Origin of the sequence: Arthrobacter sp. 2MCAF15, from assembly GCF_052115605.1 — a bacterium.
In the GTDB taxonomy this organism is placed as follows: domain Bacteria; phylum Actinomycetota; class Actinomycetes; order Actinomycetales; family Micrococcaceae; genus Arthrobacter.
In genome coordinates this window covers 11,185-23,488 of record NZ_JBFRGZ010000003.1, presented here as the reverse complement: position 1 = coordinate 23,488, position 12,304 = coordinate 11,185, and the positions used below count along the sequence as shown (strand labels likewise).

The window sequence follows — 12,304 nt, the reverse complement described above, 5'->3', positions numbered from 1 at the left end:
CGTCTGGAAGCCGGGCGTCTAGAAGTCCAGTTCCTCGTCCGGGTCCGCCGCGGCGGACTCCACGGGGGAGGCACTGCCCCGGCGCCGCGTGACGATCACGCCCACGACGGCGCCGATCACCAGTCCGACGCCGACGCCGATCAGGGAGCTCGCCCAGAACGGGAGCCCGGTGGCGGATCCCGTGAAGTAGCCCAGCGCCACCGACCAGCTGGCCCAGAGCAGGCCGCCGATGGCCGCGCAGAGGCTGAACCCGCGCGTCGAGACGTTCGCAATGCCCGCCGCCGCCGTCGTCGCCAGCCGGCCGCCGGGGATGAAGCGGACGCCGATAATCGCCCCGTACGTGGAGGATCGGCCCGCCCTCGCGATCGCCGCGTGGACGGCGGCGTGGAAGTGCAGGCCCCATTTCCAGCGGTCCAGCACGTGGCTCAGGCGCCGTTTGAACAGTTCGAAGACGAGCAGGTCACCCAGCCATGAGGACACCGTGGCCAGGAGCACCACGAGGAACGCGTTGACGTGGCCCTCCGCGGAGAGCGCCCCGCCGGTGATGACGAGCATTTCTGAGGGGACAGGCGGGAAAATCGCGTCGCCGATCACGAAGGGGAAGATCCAGAAATAGATCGCGGCGCCCCAGCTGTCCGCATTTCCGAAGTCCATGGGCACAAGGTACCGCACTTCGCGCTGCTAGCGTGCCTCGCTCAGTTCCAGCCTGCTGCGGTACTCCACCGGGCTCCCCGAGATGGGGTCCACGAAGCGGATCCCGCGGGCCAGGAGCTGCAGCGGCCTGGCGTAATTGTCCGGGGCTTTGTCCAGCAGTTCCGGGTAGAACGTGTCGTTGACAATCCCCAGCCCCAGCGACGCCATGTGCACGCGGAGCTGGTGGGTCTTCCCCGAGTGCGGCTCCAGCCGGTACAGCGCACGGCGTGGGGGCCCGCCGTCGGGTTCTCCGCGGAATCCGGCAGCGGGCTCGCGCGAGACGTGTTGGCCTTGGGCGGTTCCGCCGGCCGGGTCAAAAGTGCGCAGCCGCTCGATCCGGGTTTCGGCGTTGGGTTCACCGTCAATCACCTCGGCGAGCAGGTAGCTGCGGGACTTGGTCATCCGGTTTCGGACCACCACCGGGAACTCCACGGCGGGATGGCCGGGTGCCGGCTCCACGGCGGACACGCACTCGTATTCCTTCTGGACCTGGCGCTTTTCGAAGAGCACCTGGTACTTGCCCCGCGTCTCGGGGTTGGTGGAGAGCAGCAGGATGCCGGCCGTCATGCGGTCGAGGCGGTGCATCGGGATCAGGTCCGGGAGGCCGAGCTGGTTCCGGAGCCGGACCAGCGCCGATTCCTGGATGTACGTCCCGCCGGGGGTGGTGGGCAGGAAGTGCGGCTTGTCCACGACCAGCAGGTGATCGTCCTGGTGCAGGATGTTCAGCTCCACTGGGATCCGGGTCTCCGGCGGCAGGGTGCGGTAGTACCAGATGAAGGTGTGGTCCTGCAGCGGGGTGGTGCGGTCCAGCGCCACCCCCGCCTCGCCGACGATCTCGCCGGCGTCGAACCGGTCCTCGATGCCCTGCGGATCGATATGCCCCCAGCGGTGCATCATGTAGTCCAGCGCAGTCGTCCAGGGCCCCTCATCCGGCAGGCGCAGGCGGGTCGCGTTGACGCCGTCGCGCACGGGGAGGGGGGATTGCATCACCGGACTATTCTACGTGTCCGGCCTCCCGTCCCGCCCCGGCTGCGCTGCGCCCGCCCCCTCAGCCACCGAGCCCACCGCCCGCGCCCACGTCCTCCGCCCCGCCAGGCCCACCTGTGCTCGAGTTCGCCGGTAGCGTGCCGGGTCGCCGTAAACGTCCGGCGACTTCGCACGCTTCCGGCGAACTCGCGGGGCCGCGCCCACATCCTCAGCCGCCGAGCCGCCGCCCCCGCCCACGTCCGCCGCCCCGCCTGGCCCACCTGTGCTCGAGTTCGCCGGTAGCGTTCGGGTTCGCCGGAAAGGTCCGGCGACTTCGCACGCTTCCGGCGAACTCGACGGGCCGGGCCCACATCCTCAGCCACCGAGCCCGCCGCCCGGGCCCACGAGCTCCCGCTGCCTCCCGCCACCGAGCCGCCCCCGCGCCCACGTCCTCCGTCCTTCCGGCCCACCTGCGCTCGAATTCGCCGGTAGCGTTCCGGGTCGCCGTAAACGTCCGGCGACTTCGCACGCTTCCGGCGAACTCGCGGGGCCGGCCCACGAGGAGCCGAACAGAAAAAAGTTCTTGACAAATAAAATTGTCGGCGGGCAGACTGGAAGCATGTTGGACATCGAAGTGATCGAGGATCCGGCCGCGGCGGAGGCTTCGCTGGACCCGATCCGGACCAGGATCTTGCACGAGCTGGCCGAGCCCGGATCCGCCACGCAGCTCGCCGCCAAGGTGGGCCTGCCGCGGCAGAAGGTGAACTACCACCTCAAGGCCCTCGAACGGCATGGCCTCGTCGAGCTCATCGAGGAACGGCGGCGCGGCAACGTTACCGAACGCATCCTGCAGGCGACGGCGGCATCGTACCTTATTTCGCCGGCGGCGCTGGCTTCCGTGGCGCCGGACCCGCACCGGTTCTCGGACCGCTTTTCCGCGTTCTGGCTGCTGGCGCTGGCCGCCCGCATGGTCCAGGAGGTGGGGCAGCTGATCGCCGGGGCAGCCGCGGCCAGGCAGAAGCTCGCCACGTTTGCCATCGACGGCGAGATCACCTTCCGCTCGGCGGCGGACCGGGCAGCCTTCGCCGAGGAACTCGGCGTCGCCGTGACCCGGCTCGTGGACAAGTACCACGACGGCGGACATGGCGCACAGGGCTCCCCGGCGGGATCGCCGCCGCTGGGACGCAAGCACCGGCTCGTCGTCGCGCTTCACCCGTCCCTGAAGGCGCCGGAAGCCAACGCAGCACCCGCAAACGCACAAACTGCAAACCGACAAGAGACAAACCCACAAGCTAAGGAGCAGGACAATGACTGACAAGCGGAACTTCGAAATCGTCTACGACGCCGAGCTGCCCGGCACCCCCGAACGCGTGTGGGAGGCCGTCACCAAGGACACGCCGGCCTGGATGTTCCCCACGGACCAGTGGCCGGCAGTGCGGACCGTTGACGAATACCCCTCCCATCTGGTGTCCCGGATGGACGGACCGGACGGCTGGTTCAACCAGCTGGAGCATGTCCTGGAACCGCTCGACGGCGGCCGTGCCCGGCTGCATTACGTGCACAGCGGAATCTTCGCGGACAACTGGGACGAGCAGTACGACGGCGCCAGCAAGCACACGGCGTTCTATCTGCACACCCTGGGCCAGTACCTGAAGCACTTCGACGGCAAGCCAGTGGTCTTCACGGACATCCAGGCCCCAGCTGCCTCGCAGACCCCGGACGGCTTCGACCGGCTCAAGAAGGCACTTGGCGTCGCCGGCTTGGCAGAGGGGGACACCGTGGTGGTGGAGCTCGACGGCGTCGGTCCGCTCGCCGTCGAGGTGGACTTCTCCAACGAGAACTTCCTCGGGCTGCGGACCGCGGACACGATGTACCGCTTCTTCGGCCGCAACGCCTTTGGCGCGCCGGTCGGGATGACCGTCCACGACTTCAGCGGCGCCGGGGACAGCGCCGCGACGGCGGAGGCCTGGGCCGGGTTCCTGGACAACGTCTACGCCTAGCCCGCGACGCACTTCCTCTCTGGCGACGCGCACCTGCCCTGTCGACACCCGAACTCGGGAGGCGACAGGGCATATGCGCAGCGCAGGAACAAAGCCGCGTCACCGGACGGGTCCGAGAGGGTGCCGCGCCATGGGATTTACGCGATAGCGACGGCGGGTGGGCTGGTGAGGTCCCGCCGCAGCTGCGGGGACGCCTCCAGCCGGTCCTGGGCTGAGCGCAGCGCCAGCACGGCGGTCCCCAGCTGCTTAGGGGCCAGGGTGAACGGCACGCGGAGGTAGTGTTCGAAGGCGCCGCCAACACCAAACCTGGGGCCGGCCGCGAGGCGGATGCCGAAGTCCGGGGCGATCACCGTCAGCGCCGTGCTGAGAGGAGAGGGCAGCCGGCACCAGACCGACAGCCCGCCGCCGGGCCGTTCCGCCTGCCACGTCGGCAGGTTCTCGGCTATGAGCCCCAGCAACGTGTCCCGGCTGGTACGGAGCGAGGCGAGCCGTTCGGGCAGGGGCTCCCTGAGGTCGTTGACCAGATGGGCCGCCGCAAGCTGCTCCACGACGGGACCTCCCAGGTCCATGGTGGTTCGGGCGGCGGCGAAGCGCTGGATGAGTGACTCGCCGGCCCGGATCCACCCGGTCCGCAGGCCTGCCCAGTGTGACTTGCTCAGCGAACCGATGGACACCACGGCCGGACCGAATGCGGCCAGGGGCGTGGAGGGCGCGCCGTCAAGGTTGAGCTCCCGCATGGTCTCGTCCACCACCAGCACGGTGCCCGACGCGGACGCCGCCCGGACCAGCTGCCGGCGCTGGGAATCCGGCATCAGCCGGCCGGTGGGGTTGTGGAAGTCGGGGACCACGTAGGCCATGGCCGGGCGTTGCTGCCTCAGCGCGGTCTCCAGAGCATCGATGTCCCAGCCGGCGCGGCCGCCATGGTGTGCCGGGGGCATGGCCACCGGGACCGGCCGGCAACCCGCAGCCCGGATCGCGTCGAGGGCGTTCGGGTAGCTGGGATGTTCCACGAGCACCTTGGTCCCCGAACGGCCGGCCAACGTGCGGAGCACAATGTTCAGGGCATGCTGAGCGCCGGACGTGACCAGGATCTGCCCGGCCGTGGTCGGAACCCCCGCTGCGGTGTACCGGGCCGCAATCGCTTCGCGGAGCGGGCCCACACCCAGCGCGTCGTAGCCGAAGCCCGGCAGCAGCGCCGGCAGCTCGGTCAGTGCCGCGGCAAAAGCCCGGTGCACCACCTCGCCGCTGGCCGGCAGCGAGGCGTAGGCAAGGTCCAGCAACCCGTCCGGAACGGCCAGTCCGGGCGCCCCGCTGAGTTCGGACCGGCCATCCGTTGCGGTTCCCCGCGGCCCGCGGTGCGGAATGCAGGTCCGGCCGCGGCTGCCCTGGCCGCTGCTCAGGAATCCCTGGTCGCGCAGCAGGCTGTAGGCAGCGGTCACCGTGGTGCGGCTGATGCCGAGCGTGGCGGCCAGCGACCGCTCGCTGGGCAGGGCAACGTCGAGGGCGACGCGGCCGTCGAGGATGAGCAGGCGGACGACGTCGGCGAGCTCGCGGTAGGCGGGGGCGGCGCCGAGGTTCCACTGGCCCAGCAGGCGAGCCAGGGACCCCGGAGTCAAAGAGACGGACATCAGGCCAGTATTTCAGACTGGCTATGGATTGCAAGGCCAGTTTTCGAGGAGGATGGACACCATGTTGACCCGCAGACTCCTCCAGCTCCTCATTGGCCTGGCCATGTACGGCGTTTCGCTCGCCATATTCATCCGCGCCGGACTGGGCCTGGACCCCTGGGACGTGTTTCACCAAGGCCTTGCCATCAAGACCGGGCTGAGCATCGGCACCGTCGTGGTGATCGTCAGCTTCCTCGTGCTGCTCCTGTGGATTCCGCTCCGGCAGTGGCCCGGCTTCGGTACTCTGTGCAACGCCGTGCTCGTGGGAGTCTTCGCCGATATCGGTTTGGCCCTCATTCCGGAGGTCACGCATCTCGTCGGGCAGATCGGCATGCTCGTGGGGGCCATCGTGCTCAACGGCATTGCCTCGGCCTGCTACATCGGCGCACGGCTGGGGCCCGGGGCGCGCGACGGACTCATGACGGGACTCGCCCGCCGGACCGGCTGGTCGTTACGAACGTCGCGGACCGGCATCGAAATTGTGGTGCTCGGTGCCGGCTGGCTGCTGGGCGGGTCGGTGGGTGTGGGCACGGTGCTCTATGCCCTGGCGATCGGACCCCTGGTACAGCTGCTGCTGCCGCGGTTCACCGTTCCTGAGGCGCGTCCTGCCGAAGCGGTCGGGGCTGAAGCGGCCGGGGCTGAACCGGCGGTGGTTGAACCGGCGACTGCCGAAGCGACGGTGGCTGAATCAAGCGCGGCCGAACCAACCGGGGCTGAACCGGCGGCCATTGCCGGGACGGTCGTGCCCGCGGCGGCAGCCGGCGGTCCTGCGGGCTGATCCGCCGCTCGGAGCGCCGTCAGTTGTCGCCCTCAGCCGGCGGTCCTGCGGGCTAATCCGCCGCTCGGAGCGCCGTCAGCCTGCTCCCTCAGCTGGCGCCCTCCGGCACGGCGTACGGCTGGCACGTGGGGCAGTAATAGATGTCCCGTTCCTCGATGCCGGCGCCCTTGCCGAGGACTCCGCGGCGGATGGGGGTGCCGCATTTGAGGCACGGCTGGTGCTCGCGCCGATAGACCCAGTAGCCCGGGCGCCCGGCGGTGCGGCCCACGGGTACGCCCCGGGCGTTCAGCACGGTGGTGCGGCGGCCCGCGCCGAGATTGGCCGAGAGCAGGATCTGGGCGTCGGTGATCAGGGCCGCAAGATCCGTCACCGCGGAGACCGGGGATGCCGGATGGACTCCGGCGAGGAAGCTGGCCTCGCAGCGGTAGATGTTTCCGATTCCCGCCAGCTTGCTCTGGTCCAGCAGGGCGATCCCGATGGGCACGTCCGGGGACGCGAGCAGCCGGCGTTCGGCCTCGGCCGCGTCCCAGTCCGGGCCCAGCAGGTCCGGGCCGAGGTGCCCCACGATGGCGTCCTCCTGGTCGGTACGGACCACCTCAAGAATGCCGAGCGAGAACCCGACGGCGTCGGCCGTGGCGGTGCGCAGCACGCAGCGGGCCGTGAAGCCGGGCTTCCGCCAACGGCCCCCGGACGGGTAGACCTGCCAGCTGCCTTCCATCTTCAGGTGTGAGTGGATTGTGAGCCGGTCCTTCGCTTCCGGGCCCTGCACCCGCATCAGCAGATGCTTGCCGCGGGGCACCACCTCGTCCACGGTCCAGCCGCCGAGTTTCAGCGTGGCGAAACGGGGGACCCGGAAATCAGAGGACACCAGTTCCTTGCCGGCAAGTGCGGCATGCAGCTGCGCCGCGGCGCGGAAGACGGAATCGCCCTCAGGCACGGATCCTCAGTCCCTTCGGCGTGGAGTAGGCCCCGGCCTGGGCGAGGGCGGCCGCTATCGGAGTGTCCAGGATGCCGTGGCCGTTGACCTTTTCCATGATCAGCTTGTCCACCGCGCCGCGGGTCACCACTCCCACCAGCGCCGCACCGGCCGCGGCCAGGACCTCGGGGTCGTCGCTGAACGCGAGCAGGGTCTTGCCGCCGCGCTCCACATAAAGGGCCAGGGCGCCATCGACCAGCACCACCAGGGCGCCGGCCTTCCTGCCGGGCCGGTGTCCCGTGCCGGCGTCGACGTTCAGCGCGGGCCACGGGAGGGCGGCGCCGTACGGGTTGGCGGGATCGGTCGCGGCGAGGGCCAGTGCCACGGGCTCGGCCTTGTGCAACTGGGCGTCCTCGACGTAGGACCGGAGCCGGTCCACCGTGGCCGGCACCGCGAACTGCGCCGCGCCAAGGTGCTCGATGAAGTACCCGCGCCGGCAGCGTCCGGCCTCTTCAAGCCTGGCTAGTACCTTGTACATGAGGCCGAAGCCGCCGAGGATGTTCTCCGCCATAACCGAGCCGCGGGTGACCACGCCGTAGCGGTCCAGGAGCAGTTCCGCGGTTGCCCGGGCGTGGATAGTGGGGTCGAGCTCGGGGGCGGGCAGCGCGGACCAGCGGCCGGCGGCAAGCGCTGGCGCGGGGGCGGTGCCGGTCACGGAACCGTACCGGCCGCCCGTGAGGCCCGGCGATCCCAGCAGGCCGGTGCCGTGCGCCCGTCCGAGCCGGCTGAGCCTCGGCGCCCGTGCCCGCGGTGCGCGCCCCACCTGCCGGTGGGCCGTGTGGCCTCCGGCGATCAGGGCCCTGACGGGGGCAAAGGTGTCGCCGGTAATCCGGCCCGCCCAGGCGAGATCCCAGAGCGCCGTCACCACGTCCTGGTCGCTGAGCACCGAATCCATGCCGCCGGCTATCTCGGTCAGCTGCCGGAAGAAGTAGCCGCCGCCGTTGTTCTGCAGGTGCTCCAGGAGCCGCTGCTGCGCGTCGCCCGGTTCGAAATCGACCGCGGGGTTCAGCGTCAGCTCGGCGGAATCAGCGAGGTGCAGGCTGACCCAACCGTCGTTGCCCGGTAGTGATCCGGCACCGGACCAGAGGACTTCACCGGCTGCCATGAGTTCGTCCAGCATGGCCGGCTGGTAATTGGAGACACGGCTGGCCAGCACCAGTGGCTCCCATGCCGAGGCAGGAATGGGGACGCCGGAAAGCTGGTCGACGGCGGTGATGATGCCGTCCAGGCCGCGCAGGGCGGACTGCCCGCGGTTGCCGGTGGTCCGCACGTTTTGCCAGGCGGGAAGGAACCGGCCGTACGCGGCAGTGTCTACGGGTTCGACTTCGGCGCGGAGCGCGGCGAGCGAACGCCGGCGCAGCTTGCGGAGGACCTCGGCGTCGCACCATTCGCTTACGGCCGCCAGAGGCAGAACGACGGCCTGCGCGGCGGCCGATGCCACTGCAGCGCCGGAGTCTTCACTGTCGGATCTCTCATGACCGGATCTCTCAAGTCCGGTTCCCTGAACGCCTGATCCGGCAACGCCCGCTGCTGCCGTGCCTGCCGGCGGCGACGCGTGCGGACGGAACTCGCCTTCCACCACGCGGCCGTCCGCGGCCAGCCGCTTCAGCGCCGTCCCGACGACGGCGACGCCGAGTCCCAGCCGCGCCGCGGCTTCCGCGGCGGTGAACGGTCCGTGCGTGCGGGCATAGCGCGAGACGAGGTCCCCGAGCGGGTCCGCGACCGGTTCGATGAAGGCCAACGGCACGCCCATCGGCAGGGGGACGCCGAGGGCATCCCGGAGCCGGGCGGCGTCCTCGACCGCCGCGTAGCGTTCGGCGCCGCCGATGTTGACCTTAATCGCCCGGTTGGCCCGCTGCAGGGCGTTGAGGTGGGCCTCGGCGTCGGCTTCGGTCGCCGGAGTCTCCACCGGCCCAACCGACGGGGTTTGGTCCGGACCGGCGGACTCGGCTGTCTCCGTAGCCTCGGGCGCGGCCGGGCCCGCCGCCGACTCCAGGCGGGCGGCAACTTCGCGCGGCGCGAGCGGACCCAGGAGGCGCAGGAGGTCCGCGACGCCCTCGAGCCCACGCACCTGCCGGTCCCGGGCCAGCCGCTGCAGTTCACGCTCGGTGGCGTCGATGACCTTCGCGTCCAGCAGTTCGCGCAGCTCCACGCGGCCCAGGAGCTCATTGAGCAGGGTGGAATCGAGGGCCAGGGCGGCGGCACGGCGCTCCGCCAGCGGCGAGTCGCCCTCGTAGAGGAACTGGGCCACGTAGCCAAACAGCAAGGACTTCGCGAACGGGGAGGGCTGCTGCGTGGTGGTCTCGACGATCCTGAGCTCGCGGCGCTCCACCGAAGCGGCAATTTCCTTCAAAGCGGGAAGGTCGTAGACATCCTGCAAACACTCCCGGACCGTCTCGAGCACAATCGGGAACGTCGGGTACTTCCGGGCAACGTCCAGCAGCTGCGCCGAGCGCTGCCGCTGCTGCCACAAGGGCTGCCGCTTGCCCGGATTCTGCCGCGGCAGCAGCAACGCGCGGGCGGCGCACTCACGGAACCGGGAGGCGAAGAGTGCGCTGCCGCCAACCTCCGCCGTCACAATCTGCTCGAGTTCCTCTGGGTCGAAGAGGAACAACTCGGCGCCCGGCGGCTCGTCTTCCATCATGGGAACGCGCAGCACGATGCCGTCGTCGGCGGCCATGGCCGAGCCGTCCATCCCGTAGCGCTGGTGCAGGCGCTGGCCCACGGCCAGGGCCCACGGTGCATGTACGGGCAGGCCGAAGGGGCTGTGCAGCACCACGCGCCAGTCGCCGAGCTCGTCGTGGAAGCGTTCCACCACGAGGGTGGTGTCGCTGGGGACCACGTCGGTGGCCAGCCGTTGTTCGGCGAGGTACTGGATCAGGTTGTTCGCGGCGAAGTCGTCCAGGCCGCTGGCCTTGCAGCGCTCGGTTGCCGGTCCGACGTCGGACGCCGCCAGTTCGCGCATGAACGCACCGAGGGCACGGCCCAGGTCTACGGGCCGGCCGAGCGAATCGCCCTTCCAGAACGGGAGCTTGCCGGGCTGTCCGAACGCCGGCGAGACCAGGACACGGTCGTGGGTGATGTCCTCGATTTTCCAGCTGGTGGCGCCGAGGGCGAAGACGTCCCCAACCCGGGATTCATAGACCATTTCCTCGTCGAGTTCGCCCACCCGGCGCCCGCCCTTGGCCGCGGCGGCGGCCGGGCTGGCGGCCCTGCCGTCCGCGCTGGCACCGCCAGACCCTGAACTGCCGGACCCCGAACCGGCGGTGCCCTCGACCTCGGTGCCGATGATGTACACGCCGAACAGCCCGCGGTCCGGGATGGTCCCGCCGGAGGTGACGGCGAGCCTCTGCGCGCCGGGCCTGCCCTCGATGGTCCCGGCGTTCCGGTCCCAGATGACCCGGGGTCGCAGCTCCGCGAATTCGTCGGAGGGGTAGCGTCCGGCCAGCAGGTCCAGGGTGGCCTCGAACGCGGAGCGGGGGAGCGAGGCGAAGGGCGCTGACCGCCGGACCGTGGCGAACCATTCCTCCACGTCGATGGCACCAAGGGCGGTGGCTGCGACCGTCTGTTGGGCCAGGATGTCCAGCGGGTTGGCCGGCACGCTGAGCCGCTCGATTTTGCCGTCAAGCATTCGTTCCACGGTGATGGCCGTGTGGACGAGGTCTGCCCGATGTTTCGGGAACAACACGCCCTGCGAGATTTCGCCGACCTGGTGGCCGGCGCGGCCCACCCGCTGCAGGCCGCTGGCCACCGAGGGCGGCGACTCGACCTGCACCACCAGGTCCACGGCGCCCATGTCGATGCCAAGTTCGAGGGAGGACGTGGCCACGACACAGCGCAGCCGCCCGGATTTAAGGTCATCCTCGATTAGGGCGCGCTGGTCCTTGGATACGGAGCCGTGGTGGGCGCGGGCCAGCACGGGATCCGCGCCGGCCGTGCTGCCGGCCTGCGCCATCATGTGTGCCGGTGTGGCAGTGGACGTGGGCAGCGCAGCGGCACCTCCGGACGGCACTCTGTTGGGCGAGGCGGTATTGGGCACGGCAGCCGGCACGGCATCCGGCGCGGCTTCGAAGTCCGGAGCGCCGGCGCCAAACTCGGCCCAGCCGCCGCCGGCTGCCATGAGCTGGCGTTCGGTGTAGATCTCGTTGAGCCGGGCGGTCAGCCGTTCGGCGAGGCGGCGGGAGTTCGCGAACACGATGGTGGACTGGTTGGCCAGCACCAGGTCCACGATCTTTTCCTCCACATGGGGCCAGATGGAGGCCTGGGGCTGGAGCCCGGAGGCCGGACCGGAATCGAAGGCCGCGGCGGCGCCCTGAAGATCGGACATGTCCTCCACAGGAACAGAGACGGTGAGGTCCCAGTTCTTCCGCGACGGAGGGGCCACAATTTCCACCGGCGCCGACCCTGCGAGGAACTGCGCCACCAGTTCCTTGGGTTCCACGGTTGCCGACAGGCCGATCCGCTGGGCGGGCTTGGGCAGCAGCGCGTCCAGGCGTTCCAGGGACACGGCCAGATGCGCCCCGCGCTTGGTGCCGGCGACGGCATGGACCTCGTCGACAATGATCGTGTCCACCTCGTCGAGGGTTTCCCGGGCCCTCGACGTCAGCATCAGGAAGAGGGATTCCGGGGTGGTGATGAGGATGTCGGGCGGGTGGCTGAGGAGCGAGCGGCGGTCGGCCGCCGTCGTGTCCCCGGAGCGGACGCCCACGGTAATGAGCGGTGCGGGCAGGTCCAGGCGTTTGGCGGTCTGCGTGATGCCGATCAGCGGTGCGCGGAGGTTGCGTTCGACGTCGACGCCGAGGGCCTTGAGCGGCGAGATGTACAGCACCCGGGTCTTCCGCTGGGCTGCCTTCCGCTGGGCTGAATTCGTCCGTGAGCCCGTCCGGCGCCCGCCCTTGGCGGCGGTGTCCAGGCCGGGCAGGGCCTCGGGCTCGGCGGGGGCGGAGGTGAGCAGCCGGTCCAGCGCCCAGAGGAACGCAGCGAGCGTCTTGCCGGAGCCTGTGGGGGCGACGACGAGGGCGTGCGCACCGGAGGAGATGGCATTCCAGGCGCCGTTCTGGGCCGGGGTGGGCGTGGAAAAAGCGCCCAGGAACCACTCCCGGGTCGGTCGGCTGAACCGGTCCATGGCGTTGACCGCAAGTGCGCCGCCGGCGAGCTCCTGCCCCTTCATTCCTCCATCATGCCCTACCCCACTGACACTATTGCCGGGCACATCGACGGCCGC

General features: G+C 70.2%; 8 protein-coding genes. 3 read left to right on the top strand and 5 right to left on the bottom strand.

Annotated elements, in window-relative coordinates:
- Nucleotides 1-18: 18 nt before the first annotated feature.
- Nucleotides 19-654, bottom strand: a complete 636-nt coding sequence (locus AB4089_RS03755; protein WP_441407962.1) for a DedA family protein — start codon at nt 652-654, stop codon at nt 19-21.
- A gap of 27 nt (nt 655-681) precedes the next feature.
- A complete protein-coding gene (locus tag AB4089_RS03750; RefSeq protein WP_441408356.1) occupies nt 682-1,680 on the bottom strand; it encodes an RluA family pseudouridine synthase in 999 nt (332 codons plus the stop codon).
- A 598-nt stretch (nt 1,681-2,278) separates the two neighbouring features.
- Here AB4089_RS03750 and AB4089_RS03745 point away from each other — a divergent pair.
- Together AB4089_RS03745 and AB4089_RS03740 are read left to right on the top strand one after the other, a co-directional pair.
- Complete coding sequence (locus AB4089_RS03745) at nt 2,279-2,974, top strand: helix-turn-helix domain-containing protein (RefSeq protein ID WP_441407961.1); 696 nt, start codon at nt 2,279-2,281, stop codon at nt 2,972-2,974.
- Nucleotides 2,967-3,659: an SRPBCC domain-containing protein gene (locus AB4089_RS03740; RefSeq protein WP_441407960.1), complete on the top strand. Its 693-nt coding sequence runs from the start codon at nt 2,967-2,969 to the stop codon at nt 3,657-3,659. Before AB4089_RS03745 ends, AB4089_RS03740 begins: the two co-directional genes overlap by 8 nt.
- A 137-nt stretch (nt 3,660-3,796) precedes the next feature.
- On the opposite strand, the gene yczR is transcribed toward AB4089_RS03740, so the two are convergent.
- Nucleotides 3,797-5,287, bottom strand: coding sequence for a MocR-like transcription factor YczR (gene yczR / locus AB4089_RS03735; protein ID WP_441407959.1), 1,491 nt, complete (start codon nt 5,285-5,287; stop codon nt 3,797-3,799).
- A 61-nt stretch (nt 5,288-5,348) separates the two neighbouring features.
- On the opposite strand from yczR, the gene yczE reads away from it, so the two are divergent.
- Nucleotides 5,349-6,104 carry a membrane protein YczE gene (gene yczE, locus AB4089_RS03730; RefSeq protein WP_441407958.1) on the top strand — a complete coding sequence of 252 codons (756 nt, stop codon included), beginning with the start codon at nt 5,349-5,351 and terminating at the stop codon, nt 6,102-6,104.
- A gap of 88 nt (nt 6,105-6,192) precedes the next feature.
- On the opposite strand, the gene AB4089_RS03725 is transcribed toward yczE, so the two are convergent.
- A complete protein-coding gene (locus AB4089_RS03725) occupies nt 6,193-7,041 on the bottom strand; it encodes an Fpg/Nei family DNA glycosylase (RefSeq protein WP_441407957.1) in 849 nt (282 codons plus the stop codon).
- Nucleotides 7,034-12,250, bottom strand: a complete 5,217-nt coding sequence (locus AB4089_RS03720) for an Lhr family ATP-dependent helicase (protein WP_441407956.1) — start codon at nt 12,248-12,250, stop codon at nt 7,034-7,036. Before AB4089_RS03720 ends, AB4089_RS03725 begins: the two co-directional genes overlap by 8 nt.
- Nucleotides 12,251-12,304 lie beyond the last annotated feature (54 nt).